At 61.5% G+C, this 17473-nt stretch carries 15 protein-coding genes; 6 read left to right on the top strand and 9 right to left on the bottom strand.

The genetic code is table 11. From position 1 onward, the window contains the following. Positions 1–547: 547 nt before the first annotated feature. Both AYR66_RS14195 and AYR66_RS14190 read left to right on the top strand, forming a co-directional pair. Positions 548–1297: an MBL fold metallo-hydrolase gene (locus AYR66_RS14195; protein ID WP_088709816.1), complete on the top strand. Its 750-nt coding sequence runs from the start codon at positions 548–550 to the stop codon at positions 1295–1297. A gap of 558 nt (positions 1298–1855) precedes the next feature. After that, positions 1856–3391, top strand: a complete 1536-nt coding sequence (locus AYR66_RS14190) for an alpha/beta fold hydrolase (protein ID WP_088708021.1) — start codon at positions 1856–1858, stop codon at positions 3389–3391. Between the two features lie 336 nt (positions 3392–3727). Here the strand turns inward: AYR66_RS14190 and AYR66_RS14185 are convergent, their stop codons facing one another. The 3 genes from AYR66_RS14185 to AYR66_RS14175 all read right to left on the bottom strand — a co-directional run bounded on the left by AYR66_RS14185 (position 3728) and on the right by AYR66_RS14175 (position 8544). Next, on the bottom strand, positions 3728–4612 hold the full coding sequence (locus AYR66_RS14185) for a universal stress protein (protein ID WP_170942145.1): 885 nt from the start codon (positions 4610–4612) through the stop codon (positions 3728–3730). Then, positions 4609–7449: a beta-phosphoglucomutase family hydrolase gene (locus AYR66_RS14180; protein WP_088708019.1), complete on the bottom strand. Its 2841-nt coding sequence runs from the start codon at positions 7447–7449 to the stop codon at positions 4609–4611. The genes AYR66_RS14185 and AYR66_RS14180 overlap by 4 nt, the downstream gene beginning before the upstream one ends. Before the next feature lie 327 nt (positions 7450–7776). Beyond that, positions 7777–8544, bottom strand: coding sequence for an alpha/beta fold hydrolase (locus AYR66_RS14175; RefSeq protein ID WP_088708018.1), 768 nt, complete (start codon positions 8542–8544; stop codon positions 7777–7779). Between the two features lie 114 nt (positions 8545–8658). Here AYR66_RS14175 and AYR66_RS14170 point away from each other — a divergent pair, with 114 nt between their 5' ends. From AYR66_RS14170 to AYR66_RS14160, 3 genes are all read left to right on the top strand, one after another. Next, complete coding sequence (locus tag AYR66_RS14170) at positions 8659–9501, top strand: lysophospholipid acyltransferase family protein (protein WP_170942144.1); 843 nt, start codon at positions 8659–8661, stop codon at positions 9499–9501. 110 nt (positions 9502–9611) lie between these two features. Continuing rightward, the gene (locus AYR66_RS14165) at positions 9612–10073 is read left to right on the top strand and encodes a CBS domain-containing protein (protein ID WP_088708016.1); all 462 of its coding nucleotides are present in this window, start codon (positions 9612–9614) and stop codon (positions 10071–10073) included. Between the two features lie 172 nt (positions 10074–10245). After that, positions 10246–10635 carry a CBS domain-containing protein gene (locus AYR66_RS14160; RefSeq protein WP_170942143.1) on the top strand — a complete coding sequence of 130 codons (390 nt, stop codon included), beginning with the start codon at positions 10246–10248 and terminating at the stop codon, positions 10633–10635. Here the strand turns inward: AYR66_RS14160 and ppsA are convergent. Next, the gene (gene ppsA, locus AYR66_RS14155) at positions 10604–13042 is read right to left on the bottom strand and encodes a phosphoenolpyruvate synthase (protein ID WP_088708014.1); all 2439 of its coding nucleotides are present in this window, start codon (positions 13040–13042) and stop codon (positions 10604–10606) included. The genes AYR66_RS14160 and ppsA overlap by 32 nt on opposite strands. A gap of 107 nt (positions 13043–13149) precedes the next feature. Here ppsA and AYR66_RS14150 point away from each other — a divergent pair, with 107 nt between their 5' ends. Continuing rightward, positions 13150–13587 carry a universal stress protein gene (locus AYR66_RS14150; RefSeq protein WP_088708013.1) on the top strand — a complete coding sequence of 146 codons (438 nt, stop codon included), beginning with the start codon at positions 13150–13152 and terminating at the stop codon, positions 13585–13587. 55 nt (positions 13588–13642) lie between these two features. On the opposite strand, the gene AYR66_RS14145 is transcribed toward AYR66_RS14150, so the two are convergent. From AYR66_RS14145 to AYR66_RS14130, 5 genes are all read right to left on the bottom strand, one after another. Beyond that, positions 13643–14209 carry an Hsp20/alpha crystallin family protein gene (locus AYR66_RS14145; RefSeq protein ID WP_337367057.1) on the bottom strand — a complete coding sequence of 189 codons (567 nt, stop codon included), beginning with the start codon at positions 14207–14209 and terminating at the stop codon, positions 13643–13645. Between the two features lie 87 nt (positions 14210–14296). Further along, a complete protein-coding gene (gene groL / locus AYR66_RS14140; RefSeq protein ID WP_088708011.1) occupies positions 14297–15919 on the bottom strand; it encodes a chaperonin GroEL in 1623 nt (540 codons plus the stop codon). Between the two features lie 142 nt (positions 15920–16061). Then, positions 16062–16277 (bottom strand): hypothetical protein, encoded by a 216-nt coding sequence (locus AYR66_RS28405; RefSeq protein ID WP_141104077.1) that lies wholly within the window; start codon positions 16275–16277, stop codon positions 16062–16064. A gap of 20 nt (positions 16278–16297) precedes the next feature. Continuing rightward, positions 16298–16750, bottom strand: a complete 453-nt coding sequence (locus AYR66_RS14135; RefSeq protein ID WP_170942142.1) for a universal stress protein — start codon at positions 16748–16750, stop codon at positions 16298–16300. A gap of 102 nt (positions 16751–16852) precedes the next feature. After that, positions 16853–17320: a hypothetical protein gene (locus AYR66_RS14130; protein WP_088708009.1), complete on the bottom strand. Its 468-nt coding sequence runs from the start codon at positions 17318–17320 to the stop codon at positions 16853–16855. Positions 17321–17473 lie beyond the last annotated feature (153 nt).

Below are 17473 nucleotides of genomic sequence, written 5' to 3'. Positions count from 1 at the left end.
ACTCCGCTTTTGACATTTTGCTCATAATGTCAACTTTTTTAGCCAGCAGACTCTTTACAAATGGGGACAAACCGAGCGGCAGCCATTCTTCCATCTTGAGAGTGCCATTGGGAAACGGCACTCCACCTAGAGACGAAAATTTTCCATCTTTTAGGCGAATTGTCAGAAATCCTCCTCGTAGAAAAATCAACGAGTTAGCGCTTCAAAATTTTCCATCTTAATTGTCGGGAACCAGCATTCGATGGGACACTTAAGTTCAAGTCTTGATTGCTCATTTTTAGCGAGTCACGTCTAAGTGGCATCTGTGACAGGGCGTTTGACAAATTGTCCAAAACGGCGGGGACAATAAAAGCAAAGACGCACAGCGTCAAGAATTCCAAGTTCCAATTTTCGGAACCTCCCCCGGTCCTCCAGCGATGGGCGGTTTCAAGGCTGGATGATTACCCTGGCGACGTGCGGCGCCCTCGCCCTTTTTCCATTCGAGCATAATATGTATTCACCGAACCTGCTTTTCGGCATGCCTGAGGAAACGCTCAAGGAGATCGACATGATTTTTCGCCAACTTTTCGAGCCGTTGTCGAGCACCTTCACGTACCTGCTCGGTTGTGAGGAAACAGGCCAGGCGATCCTCATCGATCCGGTCGTATCGGCGATGGATCGTGACCTGGCCGAAATCAGGCGTCTAGGCCTTACCTTGGCCTGTTCCATCGATACCCATATCCACGCCGACCATATCACCGCCGCTTTGCACCTGAAGCAGGCCGTCGGCAGCAGGATTGCCGGCCCTGCCATGGATCGCCTGCCCTGTACCGACGTGGGGCTCGAGGAAGGAAAGCCTTTCCAGGCAGGGAGCATCGTCCTGAACCCGTTGCACACGCCGGGGCATACCGACGGTCATTTTTCCTATCTCTGGAATGATCGGGTCTTCACGGGCGATGCGCTGCTGATCGAAGGATGCGGCCGCACCGATTTCCAGAACGGTGACGCAGATGCCTTGTATTCGAGCGTGCGCGAAAAGCTGTTTTCACTGCCCGGTGACACGCTCGTCTATCCGGGCCACGACTACAAGGACCGCCATGTGTCCTCAATCGCGCAGGAAAAGAAGCGCAATCCCCGTCTGGGGGGCGACAAGACGCTGGAAGAATTCCGGGAAATCATGGCGGGCTTGAACCTGCCCTACCCCAAATTTATCGACTATGCGGTCCCAGGCAACAGGAAATGCGGCGTCTGTCCGCCCAACTTGCCGGAAAACCTCGAGAACTACTGTCGCCAGATGACCGAGAGTCCCCAGGGCTGAACGGCAATCATCAACGCAGGCGCAGCACGTCCGACCACTGCTCAGGTGGAATTGGCGCCATGTGATCATTCATTGCCCTGCCCCCAGGCTGGTGACCGCCTGATCGATCGACGATCAGTTATCCGGCAAATCTCTTTCCGTGGATCAAAATCCGCCCATGAAAGCGGCAACATGCCACGTGCCCCCAATGAGAGGGGGGCCGAACCGGCCCGACGAGCATTAACTTGATGGCAGACGGCTTGGAAACGATGTTGCAAACGCTCATCGTTCCAGACAGGGCGGCTTCCTCATTTTTCCAGAGGCAAAAGCCGCTCCAGATCAGACCACGTCCACTTCACGAGGAGGCATGTATGAAAGAGACGCGATCAAGAATTGATCGCCGTGCACGCTCACCAATGAAATCTGCGCCACCGCCCTCTTCCGATTTGGGAGGGGCTTCGCGCAAGGACTTCGCGTAGCCTCTGATTCAAGCGAGCGGCAATCTCGTATTGACTTAGGCAAGGAGCGTTGGATGAGCGTTTCTCTTGAAGCGGATGGCATTTTCACGCGGGTGATGGCGTGAAGTCGCCACAGGACATCAAGGTGCCGGCGCAAGCGCTCGCACAACTGCAGGCCGACTATCTCAAGCAGGCCGGACAGATCTGGATCGACTTCGCCAACAGGATTGCAGCGAACGGACCTGCAAAACCCGCGCTGCCGGATCAGCGCTTCGCCGCCAGCGACTGGGCGGAGAACCCGGCCGCTGCGTTCACGGCACAGTTGTACCTGCTCAATGCCCGCACACTGCAGCAAATGGCCGAGAGCATCGAGGGCGACGAGAAGACGCGCGAGCGCATACGTTTTGCCGTACAGCAGCTCATCGCCGCAGGCAGCCCCAGCAACTTCCTCTGGTTCAACCCCGAAGCGCAGCGCAAGGCGATGGAAACTGGCGGCGGCAGCATCACACAGGGCTTTCTGAACCTGCTCAAAGACCTCGAGCGCGGACACATCTCCCAGACCGACCACGACGCATTCGAGGTGGGGCGCAACGTGGCGACCACTGAAGGATCAGTGGTGTACGAAAACGAGCTTTTCCAACTGATCGAGTACAAGCCGTTGACGGCCAAGGTTCACGCGCGGCCATTGCTGTTCGTATCGCCTTGCATCAACAAGTACTATATCCTCGACCTGCAGCCGGATAACTCCCTGATCCGCTGGGCTGTCGAGCACGAGCCCGTCGAAGCAATGCGCGTGGTCCTCGACATCACCGGAAGCGACAAACTTAACGCGCTTGGTTTCTGCATCGGAGGCATGCTGCTCTCCATCGCGCTCGCCGTGCAGGCGCGCAAGGGATTCCATCCCGCGGCAAGCTTCACGCTGCTGACAACACTCCTCGATTTTGCCGATGCGGGGGTACTGGCCCTTCACGTCGATGAAGCGTCCGTGCAGCCGCGCGAGAGGACGATTGGCCTGCACGCACCCAACGGCCCCGGGCTGCTCAAGGGCAGCGAGCTCGCCAATGTCTTCAGTTTCCTGCGGCCGGAAAGCCTGGTATGGAACTATGTCGTCGGCAATTACCTGAAAGGTGAAACCCCGCCGCCCTTCGACCTGTTGTACTGGAACGGCGACAGCACCAATTTGCCCGGGCCGCTGGCCTGCTGGTGCATGCGCAACGCCTATCTCGAGAACAAGCTCAAGCTGCCTGACGCGCTGGCTGCGTGTGGCGAAAAAATCGACCTGCGCACGATCGGCGCACCAGCCTATATCTACGCCTCGCAGGCTGATCACCTGGTGCCGTGGACTTCGGCCTATCGCTCGGTGTCCTTGCTCACGGGCGAGAGGCGCTTCGTCCTTGGCGCGTCCGGCCATATCGCCGGGGTCATCAATCCGCCCAGCGCGAAAAAGCGCAGCTACTGGCTAGGCAACGCGCAGCCGGAAGATTCGCAGCAATGGTTCGAGCAGGCAGTGGAGCAGCCGGGCAGCTGGTGGACGGACTGGGGAAACTGGTTGCAGCAGCACGCCGGCAAGCAGATACCGGCCCCGAAGAAACCAGGCAGCCGCAAGTACAAGCCCATCGAACCGGCACCCGGCCGCTATGTGAAGCAGAAGGCCTGATCATTCGGTTTCTGGCACCCAAGCGCCGAGTTTGGGACAAAAGAGCACCGATATCGCTTACAACGCTCTGCCGCACCCGAGCTCTCTGTTCGGCAATGACGGCGCTTTAACAATCCGGCCTCGAAGGTCTCCAAAGCGCGCACAAGAAGTCCGTGCAGCGCAACTTTGCGTAGATGACGTTATGCTCATAATGCCATCTCCCCTCCGCTTGTTTCGCGGTCTGTTTTTCCATGGGAAACTGCGGCGCATCCATCCTCCATGCGTTCAGCGTGGTCGTTGCATCATCGCAAGTCAAGGCGAGCTGACAATCAATCAGCGTTGTCTTTTCGCCTTACGTCACGTCGAATCGTCGAGGGCCTTACCGACTCTCAGCCGGGCGGTCGGTTGTTCGGTCTGCTTCACGAGTAGCAATGCGCAATCGGCACTTTCTACCAGGCGCTTGAAGACGAGTGCCCGTCCGGCGATGAGCGCGCCATGACAGCCGAGGGCCAGCACACTGGCTGCGTGACTGTCGACCTGGTCCTGCAGTTCCGCCGCCGGGTCTCCCTGGCGAAAAACGACTTGTCCCACGCATTCGCATTCCTCGGTTGTGCGAGAAGCCAGTCCGCGCTCGACCATTTCCTCGATCCTGTAGGGATACTCATGGTGTGCCGCATCCGTATAACGGCCGAACGGCTGGGTCCGGTCTTCGGCCAGACCGTCGCCCACATGCACTGCGGTCACCTTGATTCCCAGCGATGCCGCAAGCCGGGTTGCGACTTGCAGCGCCCTATCGGCCGCCGTCTCGCCGCTGACGGCGGCGAGAATCGATTTCCATGGCAGCGATTCGCGGTAGCGTACGGGGAGCAGCAAGATCGGCACCGGGGTGTGTTCAATCACGGCTTGCGCGACGCTCCCCAGACGCTGCGACAACCGGAGACCGGCCGACGCGGACTGGCCGCGCGCGCTCATGACAACGAGGTCGATGTCGAACTTGGCGATAGCCTTCAGCACGGCCGCTTCCGCATTGTCCGGCTGCTGGTGCAACACTAGCCTGGCTCGCCGCATTTCGGGAACGTGCAGTTGCGCCAGCGCGTCCTGCTTCGGCAGCGGCTGCGCTACCGCATGCAGGATATGCAGCGTGGCGCCGAGCGCCTCGGCCAGCCATATTGCGGTCCCAGCCGCGCGCGCTGCTTCCGGTGATCCGTCGAGCGACAACAGGAGAGAATGAAATGGAGTCATGGTGGCACCTCGCCTTTCGCTGGCCGCCTGACCTCCAGGGTGTGTGTGCGGCCAAGGTGTGCAAGCCTGAGCGTGACACCTTCCCATCCCTCGGGAAGCCGTTCTGTCGCCGCGGCATCGGCACGGGGACCGCTGTCGTCGAAGCGCACGCCCAGGAATCCGAACACGAGTGCCTGCCAGATGCCGCCCATCGTCGCCGGGTGGACGCCCAGGGTACTGTTGCCCATGGTGTCGGACAGATCGAGCCACAGGCTTTGCTTCAGATAGCGCTCGGCATCTGCCTTGGCACCGATGCGGGCCGCGATGGCAGCGTGAACAGGCGGTGACAGGCTGCTGCCATGGTCGGTAATGGGTTCGTAATACCGATAGTTCGCTGCCACCACCGCATCCGTGAATGCGTCCGGAAATAACAGCGGGAGCATGAGGACATCGGCTTGCTTGAGGAGCTTGGCGTGATTGATCCGCTCCCATTCGAACAGGCGGCCGGCCGGCACCTTGAACCGTGCCTCCCCCGGGACCGCCATGTCCTCCAGCGCGAAGAACCCTTCGAACTGCTCGATGACGCCATGTTCGTTCGGGGGCGGCACGTACAACGCTTGCGCAATGGCGGTCCATTCCTCGGCTTCCGACTGGTTCATCCCCAGTTGTTTCGCCAGCACGGCGGCACGATCGAGGTTAAAGCGTGCCATCCAGTTGGTGTAGGCGTTGTCGTTGACCGAATGGTGGTATTCGTCGGGACCGACGACGCCGCGAATGTGATAGTGCCGATCACCCCGCACGACGCGGCTGGCCCAGAACCGTGCTGTTTCACAGAGCAGATCCGCGCCGGGCCCGGCGAGAAAGTCATCGTCTCCCGACATTTCCCAGTATCGCCATGCGGCATACGCGACGTCGGCCGTAATGTGGATCTGCTGACGGCCGGTGTAAATCGGAATTTCCTTGCCCGTGCTCTTGAGCGTGATATGGCTGGGGGTGACGTCGTCTCCCGTCACGGTGGATTCCCAGGCGAAGCAGGCACCGTTGCACCCAAATCCGCGTGCGCGGCGGCGCGCGCCGTCCAGCGTATGGTGGCGATACAGGAGCAGGTTGCGCGCCCGTCTCGGATCGGTATGCAGATAGAAGGGGAGCATGAAGATTTCAGCATCCCAGAACACATGCCCTTCGTAAGCGCGGCCTGACAAAGTGCGCGCCCCGATCGACACCCGCGCGTCATCGCTTGCTGCCAGTCGAAGATGATAGCTTCCAAAGCGCAGGGCTTGCTCCACTGAAGCACGTCCCGTTACGCGCACGTCGGCCCTGAACCAGAAATCGGCCCATGTCTCGCCGTTCTCCCCGAGCAAGCGCACGAAATCATCCGGCCTCAGCGCCTCTGCCTGAGCGGTCGCGGCGGCGACCGGATCGACGCCATCACGGCTCGTGAATACCGAAATGATCCGACGCAGCGAGTTTGTCTCGCGCCAGACGCGGGAAACGAGGCAGATATGGAATCCGGATGCGCGTGTAGCGTAATGAACCAGCTCCATGTCGCCGTTTGCGATGTGTGCGATGCATTCGATGTGGGGATGCCGTGCGGCCATGTCCGGATCAATGAGCGCCACGTCCAGCGAGACTGTCGCCCAGTGGTTCTCCGGCGTAATGACGACTTCCTGCAGCAGCACGTGCGCGTTGGCGAGCGATGCGCAACGACTGGTGCGCACCGTGGTCCGGCGTCCACCCTCCGTTTCGTAGACGGCCTCGGTGTGCAGGGTTCCCTGGCGCATGTCCAGAGACCGGCGCAGTTCGCGCCCTGCGTTAGCGGAGAAGTCGAGCGCGACATCTTCGACAGATATCGCTAGGCGGAACGGGAACGGCAACGGCACCAGTTCGGCGTAGGGATCGTCGCGTTCGGGCGCGAGGAACTCGATTTCCGAGTACGGCAGGGCGGCACGCTTGCGATCGTACAGGCCGGCAATGAAGAGGTCGGCCTGGGAGCCGGGCAGCGGCGTGTCGAGCGCGCCGCGCACGCCGAGATACCCGTTACCCACGAGGAAGAGGCTTTCCATCTGCCGCTCGCGGGCGGCATCGAAACCTTCCTGCTCGATCCGCCATGCCGCCTTCTCTTGCCGGTCACGAAAGGCGGAGTCCAGTCGGTCAATCGAAAGCGCAGCGGCATCGGTCACAACGATGTCCGCGCCAGCACGCGCCAGCGCCTCGGCGTTTCCGCCGCGATCGATCCCGACGACGAGATTGAAGTTCCCGAGGCGTGCCGCCTGCACGCCGGCGACGGCATCTTCCACCACCATCATGCGGCGCGGCGGCATCTCCAGCAGTTCCGCCGCGCGGAGGAAGATGTCCGGGTTCGGCTTGCCCTTCAATCCTGATGCCGCAAGATCGTTGCCGTCCAGGCAGACGTCGAAAAGAGCGATGAGCTTGGCCGACCGCAAGACCTCCCGTCCATGGCGGCTCGATGTGACGACCGCCGTCTTGATCCCTTTGGCGCGCAGTGCTTCGATCAGGGCCAGCGTCGATGGATAGGTCTGGACGCCCTTTTCCCGCAAGAGCTGTTCAAACATGGCATCCTTGCGTTCGGCGAGCGAGGCAATCTCTTGCTCGGGGAGCGTGATTTCGCGCGCGCGGAGGAAGGTCCGGACCCCTTCCTGGCGCGGCTTGCCGTCCACGTAGGCACGGTACTCGGCATGCTCGTCGAATGGCTGCCACGTTCCGCCGTGCTCCGCGCGTTGGCGCAGCATATCGTCGAATGTGCTCTTCCAGGCCGCTGCGTGCAGGCGGTCGGTGCGCGTGATCACGCCGTCCATGTCGAAGATGGCCGCCTGCAGCCAGCCGCCTCTCACTGCCATGCCCCGATCTCTAGAACCATTTCTGCCACTGCTCCTTCCCGGGCGGCGGCCGCCGACGTCCTGCGACACCGTCCGTTTCTCGATATCCTCAGATTACGAACCGGTGGAGCGGAGCCGTTGATCTCTCTCAAAGCGGAAAGCCAGGCCGTGCCGATGTTCCCTTTACGACAACGCGGACGGCGCCTTCTCGCCGTCATAAAATCGGTCCATCTTGTCCATTTTTTCCTCTCGGGGACGCGCCGCGGTGGACTTTTCGCAAGCGTCGGGCAACGCCGAAGTGCGCCGTCTACGGTCCGTAAGGTCGTATGGGTTATTTCAAAGCGATGGCTAGCGGCCCATCACATCCTTGCGTTGCATGAAATGACGCCACAAGCGCTCCCATGTCCTCCAGTCGTGTCCGCCCGGAAGTGCACATACGTTGGCCGGCGGAAGCAGTTCCTCAAGGAGGCGGTGGGCTGGCGCAAAACGGTCGTGCGTGCCGTAACCAAGATAGATCGGCATGTCCGTACCGCCTGCGGCGTACGCGTGTTTCAGCCAGGCCCATAATCTCCGAGGGTAGTCGTCCTCGGTAATGCGCCCCGGCTCCCAGTGTCTTGCACCGCCTGCCTGGCGGATTTCCCGGATCAGGCTTTCATTGCCCAGATAAGGGGCGAGCAGCAGCAAGCCGGCCACCCGGTCGGGGTGCATGGCGGCGAAGCTCGCGGCCCCGAATCCGCCCAGCGAAATACCTGTCATCCACACTTTCTGGTATCCCTCCTTGTCTGCGGCATCCAGCACGTCGCGCCGAAGCAGCGCATGCAGGGAGCGAGACGCATAGTAACCGTAATGCGCATCGAGCACGACGGAGCCGGACGCTACGCCATGATGGCGTACTCTTTCGATGAAACCGCGCCGGATAAAATCCTCCGCCACATCGCCAATGCCGGGCAGGAACACCATCAGGTGTTCGCCGTGTTCATCCCAGCGAAAGTCGATCCGCTTGAAGGATGTTCCGGTGGGAAGCAGGTGATGAAAGCGGGGCGACATCAATGCAAGCCTGGCAGCCAGACCGCGCCGCAAGCGCTTCATTTCGTGGCCGAAAGAATGCAGGTCCATGAATACCTCCAATATGGGCTGATGAACACATGGGCGCTGTTGGGCGCATTATCAAGTCGGTGAGCAGCCTGTCTTCATCACCAACAAGTCTGCAATACGTCCTTGATGCGGCGCATGGCAATGACTGCCGGTGGCTGTAAGTTGACAGGCACCACAACCAGGACCTTGACCATGACCTCGCCGCAGCCAAAACCGCTGATTGGCCCGATGGGCAGTACCTCCCGCAGACACTTTGTGTACAGCATGTATTGCTGGACGCTGTTTTGCGTCATTCTTCTGGTTTTCGGTGCGTTAATCGTTCTCTGGCCCGGGCCGCGCGCACAGCGCCGGCGCGTCGCACGATGCGGCGCGCGCCTGTTGTTCCGTTCCGCCTGCATTCCCCTGCGTGTCGACGGGCTCGACCGCCTGCCGAAACATCCCCATATCCTCATCGCCAACCACGCCAGCTTCCTCGATGCACTGATCCTCACCGCTGCCCTGCCCGCTTCACCCGGTTATGCCTTTGTCGCCCGGCAGGAATTCCGCAGCCAGGCGTTACTTTGGCCGATATTGCGCGCAGTCGGAACCATCATTCTCCGTCCGCACACCGACCATGCCGCACACGCCAATATCGAACGCCTCCGGGAGCGGCTGGAGGAAGGCGATAACCTGGTCATCTTTCCGGAAGGCGCCATTGCGCGCGCACCGGGCCTCAGGCCGTTCCATTCCGGCGCCTTTGTGATCGCTGCGCGCCATGGCGTGCCCATCGTGCTCGCGGGCATGCGCGGCGCCCGGCAGGCACTGCCGCTCAAAACATGGCAGCCGGTCCGCACCCCGTTGATGGTCGTCGTCCATGCGGTATGGCAGCCCGGCGACGATCACGACGGTAGCCCGGAAGATATGGCGCAGGCCGCAAGGGAAGCCATGGCCCCGCTTGCCGGCGAGGATATCGTTCCGTCTACCTGTAGCGAACCTTGATCCAGTTCCTGCCTGCGCCGAATTTGGCGGGGCTATAGTCAATGCGGCATTCCTTCCTCAGAGACGTTCCGCGTATTCTCTTTCCACACAGCCATGCAAAAGGAGGCATCATGAAACAGCCATTGAATGTCGGCGAAATCTGCACCCGCAACGTGATATGTGTCACCGAGGACATGAGCCTCAAGCAGGCGGCCAACCTCATGCGCTCCGAGCACGTAGGCAGCCTGGTCGTGGTGAGCGAGGTCGAGGGAAGACATGTTGTCGCCGGCATAATGACGGATCGTGACATTGCCATCATTGCCGTGGCACGGGACTTCGATCCCCAGACCCTGCGCGTCGCCGATGTCATGAGCAACGAGGTCGTCACCGTCGCCCCGGAAGATTCCATCTACGACACGCTCGCGATGATGCGTCAGAAAGGTGTACGCAGGGTGCCGGTCGTCAGGAGCGGCAGTATCCTGGAGGGCATTGTCAGCATGGATGACATTCTCGAAATCGTCGCCGACGAACTTCAGATGGCCGTGCAGGCAATGACCACGGAACGTTCGCACGAGACGCGAACCAGGGTATAACTGCCCGTCGGAGCAGCACAGGAGGATGGTGTCATGCCCTCGACGATATCTGGCGGTCCAGGACTTCGACCCGGGGCGCTGTTTGAACGAGATCAAGGCCGGTGCCGTCCATCCGCGTAAGGTTTGCGCATCGGTCACCCTGGCCGAGACACGCACGTGCAGGAGGGACATCATGGGCAAACCGATCTCCTCGATCATGCATAGGACCGTCAGTCCGGTTCACATGGACGACACGATCGACATCGTGGAAAGCGTGATGAACGCGCATCGCATTTCCTCGGCTCCCGTCTACGATGACGGCGGCGCGGTGATCGGCATCATCACGACCACCGATGTCGTCAGGCACCATGCGTCCGGAAAGGAAGGCCGGGCGACGAAGGCCTGGGAATTGTGCACCTACAAACCGCTGCAGGTATCGGCCGACACTCCCGCTCCCAAGGTCGCGGAACTCATGGTGGAGCATCGGGTGCATCACGTACTCGTAATGGAAGGGCGGTCAGTGGAAGGCATTGTCTCGGCGCTGGATTTCGTCAAGCTGTACCTGGACGAGTGCCGGGGCTAGTCAACCGCCGCTCGGCCTCCAGCACGCGGCGCGTGGTGGCAACCAGGGTGTCGGGATTCAGGCTGATCGAATCGATGCCCTGCTCCACGAGAAATTCCGCAAAGTCAGGGTAGTCCGAGGGTGCCTGACCGCAAATGCCGCAATGTCTCCTGTTATTGCGCGCGCCCTTGATTGCCATGCGGATCATGGTCTTCACCCCTTCGTCACGCTCATCAAAGTCGAAGGCCACGGTCTCCGAGTCCCGGTCGACACCCAGAACGAGCTGGGTCAGGTCGTTGGAACCAATGGAAAATCCGTCGAACAGGCGGGAGAACGCGTCCACCTGCAGCACGTTGTTGGGAATTTCGCACATCACATACACTTCCAGCCCGTTTTTTCCACGCACGAGGCCCTCCTCGGCCATGCCGGCCAGAACCGCCTCGGCTTCGGGAATGCGGCGGCAGAATGGAATCATGAGCCTGACGTTGTCCAGTCCCATGTCCTCGCGCACGCGTTTCATGGCGCGACATTCCAGAGCAAACCCTTCGCGGTACGCGGGGTGGGTGTAGCGGGACGCGCCGCGGAAGCCGATCATCGGATTTGCCTCCTCCGGCTCGAACCAGCGTCCGCCGAGCAGGCTCGCATATTCGTTGGTCTTGAAATCCGACATGCGCACGATCACCGGGCGCGGATAGAACGCGGCGGCGATGGTGCCCACGCCCTCCGACAGCGTCCGGACAAAATAATCTTCCGGGCGTGCATGGTGCTGCGCGAGGCGCAGGATCTCCTCGACCACGGACTTGTCCGGGATGCGTTCGGGATGGACAAGCGCCATGGGATGGACCCGGATATGTTCGGCAACGATGAATTCGATACGTGCCAGCCCCACGCCATCGGCGGGCAGGAAGCGGGAGCGGAATGCCAGGTCCGGGTTGCCAAGGTTCAGCATCAGGCGCGTGCTGGGACGATCGAAGGTTGCCAGGTCCGTGTGCGTCACCCGGTATGGCAGCGTTCCAGCGTAGGCAAGGCCGACGTCGCCTTCCGCACAGGAGACGGTGACCGCTTCGCCGGTACGGATCCGCTCGGTCGCATTGCCGCAACCGACGACGGCCGGAATGCCCGTCTCGCGCGCGACGATCGCCGAATGGCAGGTCCGGCCGCCGCGATTGGTGACCACGGCGGCTGCGGTCTTCATCACCGTTCCCCAGTCCGGCGTGGTGGTATCCGCGACCAACACCTCGCCCGGCCGGAACTGCGGCAATTCCGACACATCCCGCACCACGCGGGCGACACCCGTCGCCAGCTTGCTTCCGACAGCCCGCCCCCTGGCGCGAATCTCGCCGCGCTGCTCCAGCACGTACTCCTCAATGACGTTGACTGCTTTCCGCGCAGCTACCGTTTCCGGACGCGCCTGTACGATGTAGAGCTGTCCATCCACGCCATCCTTGGCCCACTCCAGGTCCATGGGCATGTCCATTCCGGCCCTGTTGCTGTAATGCCGTTCAACCGCCAGGGCGTAATCGGCTAGCTGCAGGATCTCGCCATCGTCGAGGCAGTAGCGTGCCCGATCGGCGTCGGGCGTCGGAACATTGCGCGTCGTTTCTCTTCCGGCCGCGCTCGCATACACCATCCGCACCTCCTTTGCGCCGAGCGAACGTCGCAATACGGTCCTGTGACCGCGCAGGAAGGTCGGCTTGAATACGTGGAATTCATCCGGGTCCACCGTCCCCTGCACTACGTTTTCTCCGAGGCCGTAAGCGCCCGTGATGAAGACGACGTCGCGAAAGCCGGTCTCCGTATCCAGGGTGAACATCACGCCGCTCGAGGCAAGGTCGGAACGCACCATCTTCATCACACCCGCCGACAAATAGACTTTGAGATGATCGAATCCGCGGTCGGCGCGGTAACGGATCGCGCGGTCAGTGAACAGGCTGGCGTAGCAGCGCTTGACAGCGTCCAGCAGCCGGGCGCTCCCCGACAGGTTCAGATAGGTCTCGTGCTGGCCGGCGAAGCTGGCAGTCGGCAAATCTTCCGCCGTGGCGGAACTGCGCACGGCCACGGTCATCTGTTCGCCGTACTGCGCCTGCAACTGCCGGTAGGCATCGAGAATGGCGCCGGACAGATCGTCCGGCAGCGGCAGGCCGTACACGATTTCACGGGCAAGATGGGCACGCCGCGCCAGGTCGGCAACGTCGGCGACATCCATTCCCTGCAGCACCTTGTGCAGTGCCAGCCATCCGTCGCCCTCGTCCAGCACGTGCCGGTATGCGTCGGCGGTGACCGCGAATCCGTTCGGCACTCGCACCCCCTGTGCTGACAGCTCGCGATACATTTCGCCGAGCGAGGCATTCTTGCCGCCGACGGAGGCGACATCGGCGATACCGAGATCGGAAAACCAGCGGATATAGGGTGACGCGGTCGTGTTCATAGGACACCTGTCCGTTCAGGATTGACGCCTCTCAAACGCGGCTGGTACAGGCATGGGACGATGTATCGGCCAGCCGGCAACGACACCGCACGAAAGGAGGTTTCATCATGTTCAAGAAAATCCTGGTTCCTACCGACGGTTCCGCTCTTTCGGAAAAAGCGGCTCAGGCCGCTTTCGATTTGGCCGAAAGGCTGGACGGCACCGTCGTTGCCCTCTCGGTGGCGGAACCCTATCCCTACTCGCCGCTGTATGAAGGCACTTCGGCCATTGGCGCGAAGGAGTTCGAGGAAAAGGCGATGACAGAGGCGCGCTCCCACGTGGATCGATTGCAACAGATGGCCGATCAGCGGCACGTCAAAGTGGAAACCGTCGTGGCGCAGTCGTTCGACCCCTACAAGGAAATCGTCGATGCCGCAGGAAAATGCCACTGCGACGCCATCTTCATGGCCTCGCACGGGCGCAAGGGGCTGTCGAAGGTATTCCTCGGAAGCCAGACGCAAAAGGTGCTTGCGCATTCGGCGATTCCCGTCACCGTCTTCCACTAAACCTCTGCTGCAACCGCCCAGGGCAGGCGCGGTTGCAGCATCAGTTATCGCGGCACTACTGCACCGAAATCTGCTTGCTGGCGGCGCCTGCCTTCTTCGGCAACGACAGACTGAGCACGCCGTCGCTGTAGCGCGCCTGAGCCTTCGAATCATCCACATCCTGCGGCAGCGTGAAGCTGCGGTGCTGCTGACCGTAATAGCGTTCGCTGCGCACGATGTTGCCGTTGCTTTTTTCTTCCTTTTCCCGCTTGCATTCTGCTGAAATGCTGACGCGGTTTCCTTCGACGGCGATCTTGATGTCTTCCTTCTTCACGCCGGGCAGGTCCGCCTTCACCATATAGGCGTCGTCGGCCTCCTCCACGTCCAGCCGGATCCGCGGTTCCGGTTCCAGGCCGCGCAGCGAGGGCGCGACGGAAAACTCGCGGAAGAGATCATCCATGTTCCTGAATGGATCGAGACGCATCAGTTCATTGATGGGATCAAAACGCATGAGATTGCCAGCCATAAAAGCCTCCTGTGGAATGTGAACAAGGGAAATCGCGTCCCGGAAGATGAAGCACAACAAGAACCTTCCACCACGGTGTCCGTCCCGCGATTGCACAGGCCGGGCGAACACCAGCATAGGAAGCGTCCTGCCATCGCACCATGAGGTGGATCAACCGATGCCGGATTGCGACAGGTGTGGCTTTGCGCGGCATGAATGCGATGCTCACAGACCCATTCCTTCCAGTGCCCCCGGCACAAACTCCGAGGCCACCGACGCCACGGACGTGACCGCGCAGTCGGTGGTCAGTATCAGGCCTGCAATCGACGCCGCATTCTGCAGTGCCAGCCGGGTAACCTTCGTCGGATCAATGATGCCCATTTCCATGACGTCGCCGTACGCGCCCGTGGCAGCGTTGAATCCGAAATTTTCGTTGCCTGCCGCCACTGCTTCGATCACCACGTCGGCCTCGCCCCCGGCGTTTTCGACAATCTGGCGCAGCGGCGATTCAAGCGCGTGGAAGACGAGCGACATGCCGAGATCGCGGGTCTGCGATCCCGTCTTCAGCGTGGCGAGCACCTCGCGTGCACGCAGCAGCGCAATGCCTCCACCCGGTCCGACACCTTCGTCGACAGCTGCCCGCGTCGCATGCAAGGCATCCTCGACACGCGACCGCTTTTCCTTCAGTTCCGTTTCGGTCGTCGCACCGACGCGGATAAGCGCAACTCCGCCACGCAATCGCGCAGTCCTTTCCTCCAGCGCAATCCGCTCCGGCGCAGCCACCTCCGACGCCCGCCTACGGAGCTGCTCGATGCGCGACCGGATCTTTTCCGGGTTGCCGTGCGCGCCGATCAGTACTGTCCTGTCGCGGTCGACTTCGACGCGCTGGACGCGTCCAAGCTGCTGCAGCGTGACATCGGCAATCGGCGCGCCGGTCTCGTTGCTGACAAGGCAGGCTCCGGTCAGGATCGCGATGTCTTCCAGTTCCGCCCGTCGGCTGTCGCCGAAACCGGGCGCCCTGACCGCGCAGGCGGGCAGCACGCCGCGCAGGGCGTTAACGACCAGCGTGGCGAGCGCATCGCCGGACACCTCGTCGGCAATCAGCAGCAGGGGACGCTTGGTGTCCATCACCTTTCCCAGCACTGGCAGCAGCTCGGCTATTGCCGTCAGTTTTCCGTCGGTGACCAGTACCCAGGCATCTTCCAGCACGGTACGCACGCCGTCCGCCTGATTGGAGAAATAAGGCGAGACCGCGCCGCGTTCGAACTGCATGCCGTCAACGACGTCGAGCTCGTTTTCCATGCCGCGGCCGTCCTCGGCACGGATCACGCCTTCGCGTCCCACACGGCGCATCGCTTCCGCGATCATGTCGCCGATGGCTTTGTCGCCATTTGCTGAAATGGCGCCGACATGGGCGATCTCGTCGTCGGTCGACACGCGCCGTGAGGTGTCACGCAGACGCCCGACCACGGCGCTGACTGCGGCGTCGATGCCGCGTTTCAAGTCCATTGGATCGAAGCCGGCAGCCACGTACTTCATGCCCTGGCCGACGAGCGCCTGCGCCAGAACGGTCGCCGTGGTCGTGCCGTCCCCGGCGGACTCGGAGGTCTTAGCCGACACTTCCCGCAGCAGGCTCGCCCCGAGATTTTCGAGTTTGTCGGCGAGCTCGATATGCCGCGCAACGACTACGCCGGAGTTAATGATGAGTGGCGGACCTGCTTGGTTTTCGAGCATGACCGTGCGTCCCTTCGGTCCGAGGGTCACGCGCACTGCGTTCGCGAGCTTTTCCATGCCGGCGCAAATCCCCGCGCGGGCTTCACGGTAAAAGTGCAATTCCCTCGCTGCCATCACTTCTCCTTCGCAGGATGTTGTCTAACGGACGGAGAGGCGTGCGGCCCAGCGCAGAATCCGGCCGCCGTCAGCGGCATCTCGGCCACGACCACCTTTAGCGTATGCGCAGACGCAGCTGCGTCCAATATGTGCGTTTGACTCAGCGCAAGCGAGGTAGAATTTCTGTCTTGTCGACTGGCACGTGGTGCCGCATGGATAGCGGTTCCGGCGCTGGCGCGATCGGTTCACGCGGTGGCGTCACCGGTTCGGACGGCGGCACTACCCGTTCGCCGGGCGGCGTTCCAGGCTCTGGCGTGGGTATTTCGTGATCAGGTTGGGGCACGCGCTGCTGCATGCGGGCTTCGATAGCGTCCATGGTCGGTTCGTTCTTTATGCCTACCGGAAATGCGGCTTGTATACCAGGACGGGTACCCTGCTGTCGCGCAGGACCCTGAGCGTCACGGTTCCGAGATACAGCTGCTGTCCCTTCCACCCATGCGAAGCGAGGTAGATCAGATTGCACCGCTCTTCGTCCGAGACGGCGACGATCGCAGCATGGGGCTCATCCGATTCCACTTTGCGGCAGATGCACGGCACCTCCAGCCCGAGCGCCGCGTTGGACACAAAGCTCAGGGCTTCATCCGCCATGCGATCGAATAGCGCAAGCCGTTGCGTAGCATAGCCGGGGTCGTGATGCATCCAGGCGTCGAGAAGGTCCTTGTGCGGCCTCGGCAGGACGTGAAGACCGACGACCGCTGCACCCATGTTCCGAGCGAAGATGATGCCGCTTTCCACGGCCTGCCTGGACTGTTCGGATCCGTCTGTCGGCAGGAGAATACGGTTATACATGACGTTTCCCTCCTGGCGTGGATAAGGGGGCCTGCACCTGGTCATGGTTGCGCCGGTTCGGCATGCGGCCGACCCGGGCGGCGCATGCCGCGCGTCAACCGATCAGCGTCCGGAAGTGGGCGGACGCGCCTGCCCTGCCCAGTAATGGTGCTCCATCATCTGATTCATCATCATCTGCTGCATCTGCAGTCGTTGGTCGGTCATGTACTGGCGCTGCTTGAGCTGCTCCGGTGTTAGCCCTGCGTAATAGCCGCCCATGTGGCGCCAACCCATCATGCCGCCGCCCATACCCGGCCCCCCGCCCATGCCCGGTCCATTCATGCCATGGAGCATGCGCATGGTGGACTGCATGGCAACCCAGTGCTCCTGCAGCAAGCGCTCCCGCTCCGCCGGGTCCTGCGTCTTCGCGATTCGGTCCATCTGCGCCTGCATCTTGCCGATGCTTTCCTGCACCTGTGCCGCCTGCGCGTCAAATTCGCCCGTTGTGAGTGCGGCCCGCGGTTCGCCCTGCGTCTGTGCACATGCAACCAGACTTGTCCCCAGTATGACCGCTATCAATTCCTTCTTCATGTTCCCACTCCTTTGCTTGCGACGCCGAACAATGCCACAGATACCCCGATTCGCCTTGTCCGCATTTGAGGTGGATCATGGAAGAAAGAGTGGCGGCAGCCTAGTCTGCCATCAGGAATTGCGCATGACGCGCAATGTTCTACTGTGCGCTGT

Origin of the sequence: Noviherbaspirillum denitrificans (assembly GCF_002211445.1) — a bacterium.
Classification (GTDB): Bacteria; Pseudomonadota; Gammaproteobacteria; order Burkholderiales; family Burkholderiaceae_D; genus Noviherbaspirillum; species Noviherbaspirillum denitrificans.
The sequence above is the reverse complement of the archived record's forward strand: the minus strand, read 5'-3'. Positions and strand labels throughout refer to the sequence as shown.

Coding starts and splice junctions, on each gene's coding strand:
- AYR66_RS14195 (WP_088709816.1), top strand. CDS start 548: ATGATTTTTCGCCAACTTTTCGAGCCGTTGTCGAGCACCTTCACGTAC.
- AYR66_RS14185 (WP_170942145.1), bottom strand. CDS start 4,612: ATGACTCCATTTCATTCTCTCCTGTTGTCGCTCGACGGATCACCGGAA.
- AYR66_RS14180 (WP_088708019.1), bottom strand. CDS start 7,449: ATGGCAGTGAGAGGCGGCTGGCTGCAGGCGGCCATCTTCGACATGGAC.
- AYR66_RS14175 (WP_088708018.1), bottom strand. CDS start 8,544: ATGGACCTGCATTCTTTCGGCCACGAAATGAAGCGCTTGCGGCGCGGT.
- AYR66_RS14170 (WP_170942144.1), top strand. CDS start 8,659: ATGGCAATGACTGCCGGTGGCTGTAAGTTGACAGGCACCACAACCAGG.
- AYR66_RS14165 (WP_088708016.1), top strand. CDS start 9,612: ATGAAACAGCCATTGAATGTCGGCGAAATCTGCACCCGCAACGTGATA.
- AYR66_RS14160 (WP_170942143.1), top strand. CDS start 10,246: ATGGGCAAACCGATCTCCTCGATCATGCATAGGACCGTCAGTCCGGTT.
- ppsA (WP_088708014.1), bottom strand. CDS start 13,042: ATGAACACGACCGCGTCACCCTATATCCGCTGGTTTTCCGATCTCGGT.
- AYR66_RS14150 (WP_088708013.1), top strand. CDS start 13,150: ATGTTCAAGAAAATCCTGGTTCCTACCGACGGTTCCGCTCTTTCGGAA.
- AYR66_RS14145 (WP_337367057.1), bottom strand. CDS start 14,209: ATGCTGGTGTTCGCCCGGCCTGTGCAATCGCGGGACGGACACCGTGGT.
- groL (WP_088708011.1), bottom strand. CDS start 15,919: ATGGCAGCGAGGGAATTGCACTTTTACCGTGAAGCCCGCGCGGGGATT.
- AYR66_RS28405 (WP_141104077.1), bottom strand. CDS start 16,277: ATGGACGCTATCGAAGCCCGCATGCAGCAGCGCGTGCCCCAACCTGAT.
- AYR66_RS14135 (WP_170942142.1), bottom strand. CDS start 16,750: ATGTATAACCGTATTCTCCTGCCGACAGACGGATCCGAACAGTCCAGG.
- AYR66_RS14130 (WP_088708009.1), bottom strand. CDS start 17,320: ATGAAGAAGGAATTGATAGCGGTCATACTGGGGACAAGTCTGGTTGCA.